Below are 14923 nucleotides of genomic sequence, written 5' to 3'. Positions count from 1 at the left end.
TTTCACAAATTAAACTTTATGCTTCATGATCCTTCGCTGGCCATTTTTTAATGGATAGTATTGCTCCTAGGAACATCGCTGCGATGGCAACAACCCACCCAAAATTAAATAGGTATTCGATCGGATAACCACTGTATGCTTCTTGTAATTCCAATTTTAAATTTTGAAGCATCATATATCCTAGTACTATTGGTGTTATTAGCCCAAGGGATAATCTCCACCATGTACCTAACTTAATATCAGAGATAGAATCGGCATGTGCTTGTAAATCCTTTAGTGATCTAGCGAACCAGGCAATCGCAACAACCTCAAATAACCCAGCTAAGGCGACACCATAGTTGTTGATAAAATGATCGACAGTATCGAGTAGATTTAATCCACCTTGATTTGCATAGAACAAGGAGGCAATAAAAGCAAGTCCTCCACCTATTAAAAGTGCTTTTCCTCTAGATATGGAGAATTTCTCCTGTAATGCTGCAATATAGGTTTCAGAGATAGAAATCATGGAAGTTATCCCTGCTAATACTAAGGATGCAAAAAATAGAAAACCAAAAAGACTAGAGCCAGGCATTTGACTAATAATTTCTGGGAAAACCATAAAGGCTAAGCCCACACCACCAGCCACTACATCTTCAATAGGTTGAGAAGATTGGGATGCCATAAATCCTAAGACAGCAAAAACACCAATCCCTGCTAATAACTCGAATGATGAATTTGCAAACCCAGTAATAAATGCATTATTGGTAATATCTGACTTTTTAGGTAAATAAGATGAATAAGTAAGCATAATTGCAAAGGCAATAGATAAACTAAAGAATATTTGTCCATATGCTGCAATCCATACTGATCCTTCTGTTATTCGACTCCAATCTGGTTTAAAGAAGGCATCTAACCCTTCTAACGCACCTGGAAGCGTTACAGCACGAATAACAATCAAAATAAAGATAATGAACAATGTTGGGATAAAGATTCGATTTGCAAATTCAATTCCCTTTTTAACCCCTCTTCCTAGGAAGAAGAACACAAATACCCAAACAAATAAGAGTGGGATTAGTACACTAGGAACCATTGAACCAAAGGTCCCTGCAGCCTCTACGTTTAGAAAATCTCCAGTAAAGAAGGCAGTGGTATCTTCCCCCCATTTCGTTCCAATTGAAAAATAGGCATACATGATGGACCACGCGATAATAATTGGATAATACGTAGAAATGACAAATGAAATAAGTATTTGCCACCAACCGATCCATTCCATTCCTTTACTTATCTTTGAAAAACTTCTTGGTGCAGAGCTACGATATTTATGACCAATCGTATATTCCATGATTAACAACGGTATACCAGCTGTTAATAATGCGAATAAATATGGTACAAAGAACGCACCTCCACCATTTTCGAACGCTGTTGTTGGAAAACGCCATATATTACCCAATCCAACAGCTGAGCCGATCGCTGCAAGCAAGAAACCCAATCTAGTTCCCCATTGTGATCGCTTTTCCATTCTTTTTTTCCCCTTCCTTTTCTCAATAATTATTATTAAGAAGTTATTTGTTTAGTTTTATATCTTTCGACCTATGGCATTATACCGGACTTCAGAAGATTCTGTCAAATCTGAATTTAAGGAAAACAAGAGATTCACTAGATCTCTTGTTCCCGTCTCTTCCATTATTATTTAATTGCCAAGAAAAATCAATAACTTAATTAAGAGGATCTAATGGGATAGAAAGATTAGAATCACCTTCTCCTCCTTGATAATACTCTGGAACTTCTCCCGGATGAAACATTCTCGTCACCGGAATATTTTGCTCTAAAACGACTGGGTTAGAGGCAAAAGGCATTATGATACGAACATTTACTTGAATGTATACATTAACACGAATAAGCGCACCATTTATCCCTGTCTCCACCATTTCACTTTTAACTTCAGTATATACATCACCAACAGCTTCGAGATTGATTGGTATTTTGGGGCCTAAATTTGCTAAAACCGGAACACCTAATGCTTGACCAAGTGGAACCTCAATAAGAAGTCCACGTTCTCGTATGGCTTCTAATAATTCCCTTTCCGATGGTGCAAGTTCCTCTTCTATCTCAAGCGGTGTACCTAGTTCAGGCTGTTCTCCTTTCTCTAATAATTTCATAAAAGTTTCCACTCGATATTGAACATTTCTTCGCACACGATTTTCTACCACTGTATTAAAAATATAATTTTCTACCTTTCCATTCTCATCCACTTGTACTTCAATTAAATCTCCCGCCTCAAGATCTTCTGAAATTTTTCTACTTACTGCGATACCTAGTGCTTTGCTGGCAACTTGTGATACGCGTACTTGAGCGTATTCTACCAAAACTGGCTTAATGCCTTCATTAACCACTAAAATACTCCCAACCATGGAAATAATAAATATAAAAAAAGTAATAAAGACAACTTGTCTAGCTGGAGGTGCCCCTATTCTTCTTCGTCTTTTTCGCATAAAAATCCCCCCATCTTAGTTATATGATGGAGGTGAACCATTTCATTATTAAATTTTAGAAATATTTAAAAAAGTCGCACTCGCTCCCTTAAACTACTCGGCAATTTGTAATAAAGCATCCTTCACTAACATGCCAACCTTCCATTTATATTCCTCTGATTTTACAGTAATTTTATCTAAACGAGCGTGTAATAGATCATCCAATGTCTTGACACCAACTGCGCGACCAGCAATTATTGGACGATCTTGCAATTTTTCATTTAATAGGTCCACATCAAGCGCACCACACATGACATAACCAATGTCATTCGCTATTACTAAAAGTGTGGTATGTGGAAGCTGTACTGTAATTCCTACAAAAAGATTATCTTCTATACGAATAGGCTTTACATCTATCATAATAAACACACCCCTCCTACTAAATTGTATGTCTTAGCCCAAAGAGATGTGCGTTTTTCATGTTAATTTTTTAATAAATCTATTAATAGGTCTCGTAGAAACTCTGGTAAAAAGAATTGTTTTGTCTTAGATCGTGATATTTGCGGGAACATTCTACCAAAAGTAAACATATCTGCTGTAGCAAATGTATATATTCGTTCCTCAGCTATTTCTTCTCCTTGATAGTAAACATTTTTTACATGCTCGATACCATCTTCATCTGTCATGATCTCTATATCTAAACCACTAAAAACGAATTTCCCGATCACTTTACCTCGAAATCCAAATCCCTTTAGTTCAAGCGTAATTAACGCTTGGTCATATGCCCCTCTGATTACTTCCAATAATTCAATTCCACGTAGTTTAACTGTACAAGGATTGATGGGATGTGGGCAAATACGATGGATATCACGCTTTGTAACAGGGCCTTTTTCTAAATGATCTAGTAATAATCCAGCATTCAACATAGCAATATCAGCATCGGTCCATTTTTGTAAATGATCCGTCAATTGTTGAATAATGATTGTATTCAGAAACCAGTTCACTTCTAGTCTTTGCTTCAAAACTGTTACTGGTTGTTGTAACACAATTTCTGCTTCTTTGTTCAAGTGCTCTAATTTTTTCTCTGTCTCGAGATCTTTTTTCATATGACTTGTTTCCATTGCATAAGCATGTTTTTCAATCAATTTGTTTTGATTATGATCCCATAATAAGTCAACCTCACCGACAAAATGTCCATATCTCCCTGCAGCAGTTAAGATGGATTGATTAATAGACTTTTCATTTTTCAAAAGATGGTGAGAATGTCCTCCAATAATGACATCAATAGAAGGAAAATCTCTGGCAATCATTTCATCGTCTGATAAACCTAAATGAGATAAGAGAATAATAATATCAGAATCCTGTTCTACTTTCGGTAATTCTCGCCGTAAATATTCGTAGGGAGGTTCCACATCCCATCCTAAAGGTCTATAAAACGGCGTAAAAGGTGCAGTTAACCCTAGTACGGTAATCTTTATACCTGTTTCGGACTGGAAGGTGTAATGATCTTTTAACCAAACGGGTTGCCTTTCATTCCTTGCTGTTAAATTACCGCAAACCACTTTGAATGTCGCTGCATCATAGAGGTGAAATAGATCATAATATTCTAAGGTAATCCCTTCGTTATTTCCAATTGTCGCTATATTATAACCAACATCATTAAGTAACTCGACATTCCGTTTACCTCGAAAGGCTTCGGAAATAGGATGAAATCGATCCACATGGTCTCCAATATCTACAATCCAATAATGTTCCTTATCTTGACGGTGCTTTTCTTTTTTTTTATTTAAAAAATCAACTATACTTGCCCAATTCTCAAAATGACTATGGAGATCGTTTGTATAATAAAAATGCAATCTTTCTTTCATAAATAAGTAACTCCCCCTATATTAGGCTAGTTAAACAAAGACCTAATACAAAATATCTGCATTATCCAAAGATTCCTTGCCAAATTAATCTTAACCCAATAAACAATAAGACTACTCGGAGTAAATACTCAATCGCTCTACTAGACATCTTTTGACTAACTTTCGCACCTAGTACCCCACCAAACCATGCCCCAGGAATAAACGCCCAAACATATTGCCATTCGATATGACCTAATGCAATATGGGTGATGGAGCTAACCATGCTTAAAGCTAGTATCATAAACATGGAAGTTGCTGAGGCAATATGTGGAGGAAAATGGAATAATATAATCATTGCTGGAACCATTAAAGAACCTCCACCGATTCCAAAAAAGCCTGAAAGCATTCCGACAATAAATGCTATTCCTACTGCAATCCATGGAGTGATGGAATATGTATATTGTTCCTCTCCTATTTTTATTTCTCGATAAATTTTAAATTTACTCTTTTTGCTTAAGGTGTTCTCATCTATCTTTGGTTGTTTCTTAAAAAAGAAGGTAGTAAAGATAAAGAGCATAAATATCCCGAGAAACAAGGAAAATGTATCTGTCTCGACGAATTGATTTAACCAAGATCCTAATATGCCTCCTGGTAAGCTCCCTAAAATAAAGTACAGTCCACTTTTGTAATCAATGCGTTTCAATTTTGCATAGGCATAGGTGGAGGACATTGCTGTAAAGATCATAATAATGAGCGACAATCCAACAATGGTACTAGCATCCGCCCAAGCAAATATAGAGGTTGTACTATGTAAAATTAGCAATACCGGTACTAAAATAACGCCTCCTCCAAGGCCAACAATGCTTCCCAGTAATGCAGATAACAAGCCTATGATAAAACAAATTATGATAACCACTGTAAAATTCCCTTCCATCAACTGTTATTCTTATGAAGTGAAAATACTTCTTTATTAAGTCTTATGAAATAAAAGAAGAGTTCATCTAGGAACTCACTTCTTTATTATATAGGTATTAGAGGAAATTATCCAATTAGAGTTACGAATGGATATGGATTCTATAAGAATCTGTCCATTTGATTCAAGGGTATACATAATTTTTTCTTTCCTACTCATAATAAAATGAATCACTAATTAAGGAGGAATTAAAAATGACAGAACACCAAAACCATCCAAATCCTGATGATCGCTCAGATAATGTAGAAAAGTTACAACAAAAGGTGCAAGACACAATAGAAAATATCGAAGCTGCACATGATACAATGAAATTTGCATCCTCAGAAGAAAAAGAAAAAATCAAGGATAAAAATCATCGTAGAGAAGAAGCGATTTCTGGTATGAGAGCAGAAATTAAAGACGAAGCACGTAATCAACAACAATAAGGTAAAACTCCAGAAGCTCACTAATGGTTAACTTGTTTCCCCACTTCTATCATTGAAGTGGGGATCATTAAAGTTCTGTTTTCCATTAGTTAACAAGGATTCACCTGCTGTGCATACGACTGTTATATCCTAACTATATCTAATTTGAACTAGTAATATAGAGTTACATAAGGTCGATCTCCTTAATAAATAACACTCGATCTTGATCTATTCCATCATAGTCGGAAAATACAGAAACGCCGTCTACTTCCTTATCCCCTTTTTCTATTTTAAAACCTATTTTTGTATGAAAGGCAATCGATACTTTATTCACTGGTGAGGTTACTGCGCGAATAACATTTCGATTATTCTTCTGTGCCACTTGAAAAAACATCTGATAAAGCCGTTTGCCTATATGTTTACTGCGATACTTAGGGTGAACACCTACAAAATGAATATAAGCGACATTCCTATCCGTTTGTGATAAAAATCCAATTAAAAAGCCAACTATCTCACCATTTTTTTCAGCAATAAAGCTTGTCTTGTTAAAATGAACGAAAAATAACTTAGGCAACATCGCTGCCATTTTCCTCCCACCCCACCATTCATCAATCAGCGGTGCGATTATGTTGTAGTCAGAACTTCGTACATTGCGTACTTTCAATGTCAACATCCTTTCTTGTTTTTTAATCAAGGATATCCATAAATAGAGGCTGAGACAAAAAAGTAGTAAGGAAGGAAAATCCCTATATAAATGGAATACTAACCAGCTATAATTCGATCACACTAATTCACCTGCTCATCGATTATTTCCTTCGAGGCAAATAAAAAATATACTAAAAACACACCACTAATCAGTGCGATAAAAGCATAACCCCCAAAAACATCATAATAGCTTGAAAAGTAACCAAATCCCAGACCTACTAATATCAGCATGGCATTTAATCCAAGTGACTGAAAGGAATCGATTGTAGCTCTAGTACAAGAATCTATTCTATGATGCAAATATCCACTAACAATCGGCTCTACAAAGCCCGAAGCCAGCACAATGATGCACATTGCAGTCAATCCAGTATAACCACTTTTAATGGATATAAAAATAAAGCCAACAGTTATAATAGCTGTTATCGTTATTAACACACTTCGGTATTTATATCGCTTAATGACAGCATGTGCAAGTAAATTTCCAGGAATAGTGAGTAACATGAGTGCTGCTAGAAAAAATCCAAAGAAGTGAATAGATATATCCAATCGGTTTAAATATAGCTGCCAGAATTCCCAAACAAAATTAAGTGCTGCTCCGATTGCAATCCCAGCTAATACAACAAGACAAACATTCGTATTTTTCATAAAGAAATGAATAGATATTTTTAAATTTCCCATTATTGTTTGATGCTCTGTGCTTTGATTTTTTGTGATTGGTTCAACTAACATAACTGCTACACACGCTGAGACAAGCATACTTATCACAGATAACCAATAATTTACTTCAAAATCAAATTTGTTGGCCAAAAAGCTTCCACTTAAAGCCGCTAGAATGGCGGATATAAGGTCAAAGGAATTGACTCTACCTAAGTATTTTTCAAATGATTTCTCTTTTTTACTTAGTAGTAAGGAGTCATACAAAAGGGCATTTTCTGCACCACTATTCGCTGAACCTGCTATTCCAGAAAGAAATATAGCGATAGCGAAATGCCAAAATTCTGTCGAATTGATCAACAAGAAAAACATGATGGCTTCAAGAACACTACTTAAAAGTATCATGTTCTTTCGACCCCATTTATCTGCTACAATTCCCGATGGAATCTCTAGTAAAACGATTGTCACTGCAAAAATAACTTCAGTATAAACTACCTCTTGAACTGTTATACCTCTCTCTTCCCAAAACAATCTTTCAATCACATAAGCAGGTATTAGACTCTGAAAAAAACGAATGACATAAAGCTTCCAGACATTTGTTAAATAGTTCATTATCCAGCTCCTCTCTTTTCCGAATTACCTATTATGTCAGAAGAGGGAGGTGCTCGAGAACTATTTAAGTTTACGGCTTAACAGGGAGGTCTAGCAAGATTAATTGGCATTTCATTGCTCCTTTCCTACCGTTGTTTTTTCTATATTATACCAAAGGAGGGGGACGTTTGCATTTGTTCGATCACAAAATTAACTTTAGTTGTCCTCCGTTATTATCATATAAATTGGAGATCTAGGAAAAGATAGTACTAGTTGAATGTTAGGAGGATTATATGGTGTCTAAAAAGGGTAAACTCCATACAAAAAAATTGGAGAAAGATGATATTATTGTTGTTGATACAAAAATGGCAAAGAAATCGGTTATCGCAACAGCAGTTGGTAATGCGATGGAATGGTTTGATTTTGGAATCTATTCCTATCTCGCTGTCATTCTCGGTGCCTTATTTTTCCCTGAGTTCAGTGGACCGTTGCAATTAGTATTCAGTTTCGCCACATTTGCTGTCGCTTTCTTAGTTCGGCCATTTGGTGGACTTTTCTTCGGTATGCTTGGTGATCGTTTAGGAAGAAAGAAGATTCTTGCGATTACACTCATTATCATGGCAATTGCGACTCTTGCCATTGGATTAATTCCTACTTATGATTCCATTGGGATAACTGCACCTATCTTATTACTTACGGCACGATTGGTGCAAGGATTTTCTGCTGGTGGTGAATATTCTGGAGCAATGACCTATATTGCAGAATCCACAGCTGATAAGAAACGAGGTTTTTTATCCAGTGGACTTGAAGTTGGCACATTAGTCGGATATATAACTGGTGCGGGAATTGTTACATTATTAACATTTCTTCTTGGGTCGGAAACCATGCATGAATGGGGATGGAGAATTCCGTTTTTCATTGCTGCGCCAATTGGTATTATCGGATTTTACCTACGAAATAACTTAGATGAAACACCAGCTTTCGAGTCACAGGAAGAAGAGGATAATCAAGAAGGTAAAGCATCTCTTAAAAATATTTTTATTCATCACAGAAAATCATTGCTTATTGGTTTAGGGTTAGTTTCTTTTTATAATACAGTCTACTACGTCATTTTAACATATATGCCTTCCCATCTAAATGCAGTACTAGGCTATGGAGATACCAAGGGACTACTATTAATATTAGTCGTGATGGTCATAATGATTCCATTTGTATTAATGGCAGGTTATTTTAGTGATCGTATTGGAAATAAAAAGATTATACTATTTGGCCTATCAGGAATGATTGTTTTATCCATCCCATCCTTTATACTAATCGGTAGTGGCAATAATTGGCTCGTTTTCTTTGGATTAATGATTCTAGGAGCATTACTTGCCTCCTTTCAAGGTATTATGCCGTCCTTATTACCTTCCCTCTTTTTTACGGAAGTTCGATATGGCTCATTGGCTATTACCTATAATGTAGCGACATCTGTATTTGGAGGGACAGCACCGTTAGTTGTATCATGGCTAATCAGTGTTACGATGAGTCGGATGGTTCCTGCCTATTACATCATTTTTGCTTCTATTATTGGGATCATCATTGTCGCTCTATTTGTAGTCGAAACCTCTGGTAAATCACTTAGAGGTCAACCTCCTGCTGTTGAGAAAAAACAGGAAATACATGACGTGTTAGAGGAACCAGAAGAAGCCTTATGGTGGAAAGATGAAAAACGAGAAATCACTGAAAGAAAAGATGATGAAAATAAATAGTTATCAAAAGAAACCCTTTTATTACATTTAAAAGGGTTTCGAAGTCTTCGAAAAGTATTTAGCTCATTGCGGTTCAGATTTCACCCAATCGACTATATCATTCACCACATATTTTGGAATGTTAGCTGGGATAAAGTATTCCTCTGGTTTACTCATTTCCCCTGTTCCCTCTGTAAAAAAGTGATTTAGCTTAGGATAAAGTTGATACGTTATATTTTCTCGATCACGAAGAGCTGCCTTCCATACCGGGATTTCGACATCGGACAGTACTTGATAATCTCGTTCTCCCTGTATGATGAGGAGCGGTTCGGTTTGATTTTTTGCCATTTCTGCTGCACGGATATCATTTATGGAATCCCAAAATGCTGCCTGACCAAGCTGAAATTCTTCTGGAGGGTTCTCACCAGAAAAATCAGGATCGTTTAACATTTCATATTGTGTCGTGTAAAATTCGTACACCTGCTCTGTTATTTGACCAACTGATAATAGATACTCGAATTGATCAAGGACAACATCTTGGATCGTGCGTGCTGGTCCCCCCATTATAATCGCCCCTGCAATATTCTGTCTTTTGTCTTCCTCGATCATTTTCGGAACCATCATACCACCTTGACTGTGACCAAGAATATAAATTCTCTCCTCATCAATTCTTTTTTCCTTTTCAAGTAAACGTGTTGCTAACAGCGCATCGTCTGTTGTTTCTTTATCAACGGTATGATTTGGATCTGCTGTGGTCTTAATCGCATGCTCATAGGTACGTTTATTGTAACGAAGTACTGCAATTCCTTGAGAAGCAAGGCCAAATGCTAGATCACGGAATGGCTTTAGTGCATACACCGTTTCATCCTTGTCAGTGGCTCCTGATCCTTGAACGAGTACCACTGCTGGGAATGGCCCCTTTCCTTTTGGTATGGACAATGTTCCAGGTAGTGCAAAATCTCCTTTTCCAATCACTACTTCCTTTTCAGTGAATAATTCTGGTTTACTATATAGCGGAGCTTCAGCAAAAGGCCCCATAAAGGAATCCAATAGAAAATCATCAACTTTTGCCGATCGATCCATTCTTAGAATAAATGGAAAGGTTGCCTTCTCAAATAGAAGCTCCACCTCTACATTCGTATGAACTCGGTTCGATTCCTTTACCGTTACGGATCCAATACTAAGAAATTCTCCTGCTTGAGACTGCAATTGCTGCTTAAGCGTAACCCAATATTCCTCTAACCATTGCTCGGAAATCGATTTTTTCAAAGCTCTTGAAGTGGATTTTAATGCATGTTGATACTTTCCTGCTTCGAGATCACGGATATAATGTCTTGCTTTCTGTTCAAATCTGTCCTGGTGTTTATCCTTATCAACAATAGGTCCTTTCCTAGCTAGATTATTTTGTTCAAGTTGTGTAGAAGTTGTGAACCTTAACAAATCCCCCGAAAGCGCATTCAATTTCCCGTTAAGTTTTACATGGTGTTCTACTGTATCAGATTCTTGTCCAAATACAGTAGTAGGTATACATAGAAAAATGACAAACAAGGTAACCAACAATTTTACTTGAAATAAATGTTTCAAAGAATCCCTCCCTATTTATTTAACACTTATAATCTAGTACGTAAAAATGAATAGAGAGTTTCATCTTTTTGGTTATTTTTTTATAAAGATTTATTTAATTTTTCATAGATTGTTAATAATTGTTTTCTTTCCTCTTTTGTTAGCTGTTCAAATAGCCGTTTGCGAAGCTCTACTCCTTTTTGATTGGCACGTTGCACTACCTCGATTCCTTTATCGGTAATTCCTAAATGGATAATTCTACGGTCAGAATCATCTACCAATCTTTTCGCAAGATTTTTTTGAACTAATTTTTCTGACAAATAAGTTAAAGTTGGAGGAGTAAGTCCTAAAATCTTAGCAATATCTGATGGTCTACTCTTCCCATGCACTTTTAAATGACCGAGCACGAGAATATGGGAAACACCAAGATCCTCCTCAAAAACTTTATTCCACTGTACTATTAAATTATTTGTCACCTTATCCATATTATTAATAATGTGAAAAATAGTTTGTTCTTCCATTGAATGACCCCTGCTTTCTATTAGAAAAACTCGCATTCGCTCGTCTGCATTAGCTTTTCATATACTTTGGACATCAAAATTTTCGCTTCGTCGCCCTACCTCCTGCAAAAATTTATACTTTAACGTATAAATAAGAGCCCTAATCTTTGATAGGAGCCCTTTAATTATACCTCTATTTTCAAGATTAGTTAAAGAAAACTCAATTTGACTACTTTATGCATGTTAGCTCAAGTTTTACTACTAGAGGACTCGATTAATGATAGAATCAAGTTTCCTCAGCTAGTTTTCTGCTTAAATCCTCATTAACATGATAAAGAACACTACCAAACGTTATTTTAGCTGGATATATCACAAGAATAATTGCTATAAATTGACTAAATATCTTTAGCCAACCATGAAGTTCTAATATATCACTAATTAGGAAATTTGCTAGTCTAATAAGCACGAAGGCAATAGCCACCATTGCAATAAATGTAATGATAATTAAGCATACTTGTTTGATTGAGATCTTTCTCCATTTTTTCATACTTTTCATTTTACCATCATCCTATCTATTATTTGCGGAAGTAAAAATCTAACCATAAATTAATTTAGTATCTATTATAATAAAAGTCAATAACAGACATGGCTAGCGATACAACTCTATCCGGAAGATCCTTGGGATATATGACTTTTATTTTATTTGCAAATCCCAATATAAACTCTATTGCCTCTTGCTTGTCATTAAATCTTAAAGTTACTGGTATCCAATTATCGTCATTTGAATTTTCTACTTTTATCACTTTCACAAACTTACTAGTAAAATTAATTCTTTTCATTATTTCTGGATGAATTTCTACTTGTACATCGTATTTAGGTAAATTTTGTACAAAATCTATTTTCGATTGTTCCCAATAGGCAGCTAGGTCGAAATCTAGCGGTCTTTTAAAGGTTTGATTTTCAATCATAGCCTTATGTATTCGTGATACTCTATAATTTCGAAGCTCTCCATCTCTTAAGGCAACTAAGTACCATTTATCGCCCTTTGCTACTAATCCTAATGGCTCAATTATCCTGTCCTTTTGCTCCCCATTTGCTTGTTCATAGTAAATCTTCAGCCTTCTACTATCCCAAACTGCCTGCTGCACGGTTTTAAGGGCGTCTTTTTTTTCTTCAAATCCTCTCCAAGTACCGGAGTCAATATAAATTCTCTCCCACATTGCCTGTGCTTCTTCTCTATAAGTACTGGGGATAGCTGCAAGTAGTTTTTGTCTTGTATCTAGTAGCTGATTATTCAAACCTAAATCTTTAAGTAATTTTCCAGAGGGGAAGAGAAATAATGCTTGCATCTCACCTTTAGTTAGTCCACTTAATTTACTCCGAAAATTATCTAATAAGCGCCAGCCTCCGTCTTTTCCTCTTTCTGAAATAATTGGGATTCCTGCATTAGTTAATGCATCCATATCTCTGAGAATGGTTCTATTTGATACCTCTAATTCTTTGGATAGTTCCTTTGCCGTCATTTTTCCTCTGTTCTGTAAAAGGATCATAATATTAATTAATCTGTCAGCTCTCATTATAATCATCCTCTAATAGTATTTTTTATTATATGACATAAGATGTCATATTTTTATTTTATAATTAATATGTAAGTTGATGAAAGGAGAATGATTATGAGTCAAAGAAGAAAAATCGTATTATTTATTGCATCAAGCTTGGATGGATACATTGCTTCGAAGGATGAATCTCTGGAGTGGTTATTCAAGGTTGAAGGAGAAGGGGACAATGGTTTTACAGAATTTTATCAAACGATTGACACCATTATAATGGGAAAAAGAACTTATGATTGGATCATAAAAGAAATAGAAGATTTTCCTTATGAAACGAAGGAATGTTATGTTTATACAAGGTCTTCTTATCAAGATACCGAGAATGTGAAGTTCATTAATGAGGATATACATCATTTTGTAAACAACTTAAGGAAGAAAGAAGGGAATAACATTTGGCTAGTTGGTGGAGGTGAACTTTTAGATTCCTTTATTCAAGAGGATTTAGTCGATGAGTTTATTATAACTGTAGCACCAACTATCATAGGTAATGGTATTCCTTTATTCAAGGAAAGTAATCACTATGTAGAGCTTTCCCTAAAAGGCACGAGGAATTTTAATCAATTTACTGAGTTGCATTTTGAAGTAAAAAGATAAGTAAGACTTCCATCAGTGGTGGGTTACTTTCCCCCTACTGATGGTTGCGAAACTTATCAAAGGTCTAATTAAGAGAGCAGTTTTTTCTTCTGAAATACCCACAATCATATCATGTACAATACATGAAACATGGTATAGTTATCCATTATTAATCTCACGATTCCTTGGTTAAATAAAAGCTTTGCTCAATTAACTTATAAATCTCTCCTTTTGGATCGGCACGTTCTAAAACAAGTGTAATCCAATGCTCCTTATTCATATGATATGCGGGTAAAATATCTTTTCCGTTTCTTAAAATATCATTTAATTCAGGTGGACATTTTAAATTTAAAATATCTACTCCATCATTTCCATCTAATCCTAATTTCTCTGGAAGAACATTCATCACTAGACCATACCATTTTCCATCAGATATATGTCTCAAAACAGCATAGTTTGGAAACTTACTAAACGGGTAGTCAGGCAATGTACCATAGTTTGCTTCGACGTGCTTAAAGATATCTTCTCTTGTTAACATATTGAATAATTCCTCCAAACAGTAATTAGACTCCACTAAACCAATTGCCCTAGAGATATACCTTGCTACCTCTAAATATATGATATAAAAGTTAATACTCGTCCAAAGTGAACCTGTATACTCTCTGTATAATTGCAATGCAACACACGATGAAGGAAGTGATATAATACATTCGGAGCTTATAAGAATTTCTACACGTATTTCTTTAACTTAGATTATTATTCTAGAAATGGTCTCGATTGTTTAAGATTAAGTCCGCAAAATCTTCTCCATTGCTTTTCCCTTTGCTAATTCATCAATTAACTTATCCAAATAGCGAATTTCCTGCATTGTTTTTTCTTCAATGTCCTCCACTCGGACACCGCAAACTACACCTTTAATCAATGCTCTCGATGGATTCATTAAGGGAGCTTCAGCAAAGAAGGTCTCAAAGTCGGTCTGTTTATCTAATTGTAATTCTAATTCTTCTAGACTATATCCAGTCAACCAACTAATGATCTCATCGACTTCCGCTTTTGTACGTCCTTTTTTCTCTGCTTTTGTAATATAGTGGGGGTAGACTTTTGCAACACTCATTGTGTAAATTTTATGCTTGGTCATGTTAATCCTCCTATAAAGAATCCATTTATTTATTTTAGTATTCTTATTTTATTATCTTTAAAAATCTTAACACATTCACTAAATCCATGCGAAGGTCTAGTTTTTAGAACAGACTTTGGTTACCTTATTTTTGGGCTGTAAATAAATAACTAGAAAAATAACCTTTATTGTCTTATGATTAAGAA

General features: G+C 35.5%; 16 protein-coding genes. 3 read left to right on the top strand and 13 right to left on the bottom strand.

The annotated features are described in order from the left end of the window. Positions 1-16: 16 nt before the first annotated feature. From ACZ5R4_RS00080 to ACZ5R4_RS00060, 5 genes are all read right to left on the bottom strand, one after another. Positions 17-1498 (bottom strand): sodium-dependent transporter, encoded by a 1482-nt coding sequence (locus tag ACZ5R4_RS00080; RefSeq protein WP_109984656.1) that lies wholly within the window; start codon positions 1496-1498, stop codon positions 17-19. A 196-nt stretch (positions 1499-1694) separates the two neighbouring features. After that, entirely contained in the window at positions 1695-2471 is a 777-nt protein-coding gene (yunB, locus tag ACZ5R4_RS00075; protein WP_109984657.1) for a sporulation protein YunB, read from the bottom strand. A gap of 93 nt (positions 2472-2564) precedes the next feature. Continuing rightward, entirely contained in the window at positions 2565-2870 is a 306-nt protein-coding gene (locus ACZ5R4_RS00070) for a DUF1805 domain-containing protein (RefSeq protein ID WP_054859661.1), read from the bottom strand. Between the two features lie 62 nt (positions 2871-2932). Then, entirely contained in the window at positions 2933-4318 is a 1386-nt protein-coding gene (locus ACZ5R4_RS00065; protein ID WP_109984658.1) for a bifunctional metallophosphatase/5'-nucleotidase, read from the bottom strand. A 61-nt stretch (positions 4319-4379) separates the two neighbouring features. Further along, the gene (locus ACZ5R4_RS00060) at positions 4380-5231 is read right to left on the bottom strand and encodes a sulfite exporter TauE/SafE family protein (RefSeq protein ID WP_464367943.1); all 852 of its coding nucleotides are present in this window, start codon (positions 5229-5231) and stop codon (positions 4380-4382) included. Between the two features lie 233 nt (positions 5232-5464). Between ACZ5R4_RS00060 and tlp the strand changes: the two genes are divergently transcribed. Then, positions 5465-5695 carry a small acid-soluble spore protein Tlp gene (gene tlp / locus ACZ5R4_RS00055; protein WP_054859662.1) on the top strand — a complete coding sequence of 77 codons (231 nt, stop codon included), beginning with the start codon at positions 5465-5467 and terminating at the stop codon, positions 5693-5695. 163 nt (positions 5696-5858) lie between these two features. On the opposite strand, the gene ACZ5R4_RS00050 is transcribed toward tlp, so the two are convergent. Next, the gene (locus ACZ5R4_RS00050) at positions 5859-6338 is read right to left on the bottom strand and encodes a GNAT family N-acetyltransferase (RefSeq protein ID WP_109984659.1); all 480 of its coding nucleotides are present in this window, start codon (positions 6336-6338) and stop codon (positions 5859-5861) included. Between the two features lie 122 nt (positions 6339-6460). After that, positions 6461-7645, bottom strand: a complete 1185-nt coding sequence (locus tag ACZ5R4_RS00045; protein ID WP_109984660.1) for an MFS transporter — start codon at positions 7643-7645, stop codon at positions 6461-6463. A gap of 272 nt (positions 7646-7917) precedes the next feature. Here ACZ5R4_RS00045 and ACZ5R4_RS00040 point away from each other — a divergent pair, with 272 nt between their 5' ends. Continuing rightward, positions 7918-9375, top strand: a complete 1458-nt coding sequence (locus ACZ5R4_RS00040) for an MFS transporter (RefSeq protein ID WP_109984661.1) — start codon at positions 7918-7920, stop codon at positions 9373-9375. Positions 9376-9438: 63 nt separating this feature from the next. On the opposite strand, the gene ACZ5R4_RS00035 is transcribed toward ACZ5R4_RS00040, so the two are convergent. The 4 genes from ACZ5R4_RS00035 to ACZ5R4_RS00020 all read right to left on the bottom strand — a co-directional run bounded on the left by ACZ5R4_RS00035 (position 9439) and on the right by ACZ5R4_RS00020 (position 12994). After that, positions 9439-10938 (bottom strand): alpha/beta hydrolase, encoded by a 1500-nt coding sequence (locus ACZ5R4_RS00035; RefSeq protein WP_464367942.1) that lies wholly within the window; start codon positions 10936-10938, stop codon positions 9439-9441. An 80-nt stretch (positions 10939-11018) separates the two neighbouring features. Next, positions 11019-11438, bottom strand: coding sequence for a MarR family winged helix-turn-helix transcriptional regulator (locus tag ACZ5R4_RS00030; protein ID WP_054859668.1), 420 nt, complete (start codon positions 11436-11438; stop codon positions 11019-11021). 265 nt (positions 11439-11703) lie between these two features. Beyond that, a complete protein-coding gene (locus ACZ5R4_RS00025) occupies positions 11704-11964 on the bottom strand; it encodes a hypothetical protein (RefSeq protein ID WP_464367941.1) in 261 nt (86 codons plus the stop codon). A 64-nt stretch (positions 11965-12028) separates the two neighbouring features. Continuing rightward, complete coding sequence (locus tag ACZ5R4_RS00020) at positions 12029-12994, bottom strand: helix-turn-helix transcriptional regulator (RefSeq protein WP_109984663.1); 966 nt, start codon at positions 12992-12994, stop codon at positions 12029-12031. 96 nt (positions 12995-13090) lie between these two features. Here ACZ5R4_RS00020 and ACZ5R4_RS00015 point away from each other — a divergent pair, with 96 nt between their 5' ends. Continuing rightward, positions 13091-13621: a dihydrofolate reductase family protein gene (locus tag ACZ5R4_RS00015; RefSeq protein ID WP_109984664.1), complete on the top strand. Its 531-nt coding sequence runs from the start codon at positions 13091-13093 to the stop codon at positions 13619-13621. A 154-nt stretch (positions 13622-13775) separates the two neighbouring features. On the opposite strand, the gene ACZ5R4_RS00010 is transcribed toward ACZ5R4_RS00015, so the two are convergent. Then, entirely contained in the window at positions 13776-14138 is a 363-nt protein-coding gene (locus ACZ5R4_RS00010; protein WP_054787523.1) for an MmcQ/YjbR family DNA-binding protein, read from the bottom strand. A gap of 249 nt (positions 14139-14387) precedes the next feature. Then, on the bottom strand, positions 14388-14738 hold the full coding sequence (locus tag ACZ5R4_RS00005) for a DUF2200 domain-containing protein (protein ID WP_109984665.1): 351 nt from the start codon (positions 14736-14738) through the stop codon (positions 14388-14390). Between the last annotated feature and the right edge of the window lie 185 nt (positions 14739-14923).

Source organism: Gracilibacillus sp. JCM 18860, from assembly GCF_055395245.1.
Note: the sequence above shows the minus strand (reverse complement) of the source record. Positions and strands in the feature narration are given on the sequence as shown.

Coding starts and splice junctions, on each gene's coding strand:
- ACZ5R4_RS00080 (WP_109984656.1), bottom strand. CDS start 1,498: ATGGAAAAGCGATCACAATGGGGAACTAGATTGGGTTTCTTGCTTGCA.
- yunB (WP_109984657.1), bottom strand. CDS start 2,471: ATGCGAAAAAGACGAAGAAGAATAGGGGCACCTCCAGCTAGACAAGTT.
- ACZ5R4_RS00070 (WP_054859661.1), bottom strand. CDS start 2,870: ATGATAGATGTAAAGCCTATTCGTATAGAAGATAATCTTTTTGTAGGA.
- ACZ5R4_RS00065 (WP_109984658.1), bottom strand. CDS start 4,318: ATGAAAGAAAGATTGCATTTTTATTATACAAACGATCTCCATAGTCAT.
- ACZ5R4_RS00060 (WP_464367943.1), bottom strand. CDS start 5,231: ATGGAAGGGAATTTTACAGTGGTTATCATAATTTGTTTTATCATAGGC.
- tlp (WP_054859662.1), top strand. CDS start 5,465: ATGACAGAACACCAAAACCATCCAAATCCTGATGATCGCTCAGATAAT.
- ACZ5R4_RS00045 (WP_109984660.1), bottom strand. CDS start 7,645: ATGAACTATTTAACAAATGTCTGGAAGCTTTATGTCATTCGTTTTTTT.
- ACZ5R4_RS00040 (WP_109984661.1), top strand. CDS start 7,918: ATGGTGTCTAAAAAGGGTAAACTCCATACAAAAAAATTGGAGAAAGAT.
- ACZ5R4_RS00030 (WP_054859668.1), bottom strand. CDS start 11,438: ATGGAAGAACAAACTATTTTTCACATTATTAATAATATGGATAAGGTG.
- ACZ5R4_RS00025 (WP_464367941.1), bottom strand. CDS start 11,964: ATGAAAAAATGGAGAAAGATCTCAATCAAACAAGTATGCTTAATTATC.
- ACZ5R4_RS00020 (WP_109984663.1), bottom strand. CDS start 12,994: ATGAGAGCTGACAGATTAATTAATATTATGATCCTTTTACAGAACAGA.
- ACZ5R4_RS00015 (WP_109984664.1), top strand. CDS start 13,091: ATGAGTCAAAGAAGAAAAATCGTATTATTTATTGCATCAAGCTTGGAT.
- ACZ5R4_RS00010 (WP_054787523.1), bottom strand. CDS start 14,138: ATGTTAACAAGAGAAGATATCTTTAAGCACGTCGAAGCAAACTATGGT.
- ACZ5R4_RS00005 (WP_109984665.1), bottom strand. CDS start 14,738: ATGACCAAGCATAAAATTTACACAATGAGTGTTGCAAAAGTCTACCCC.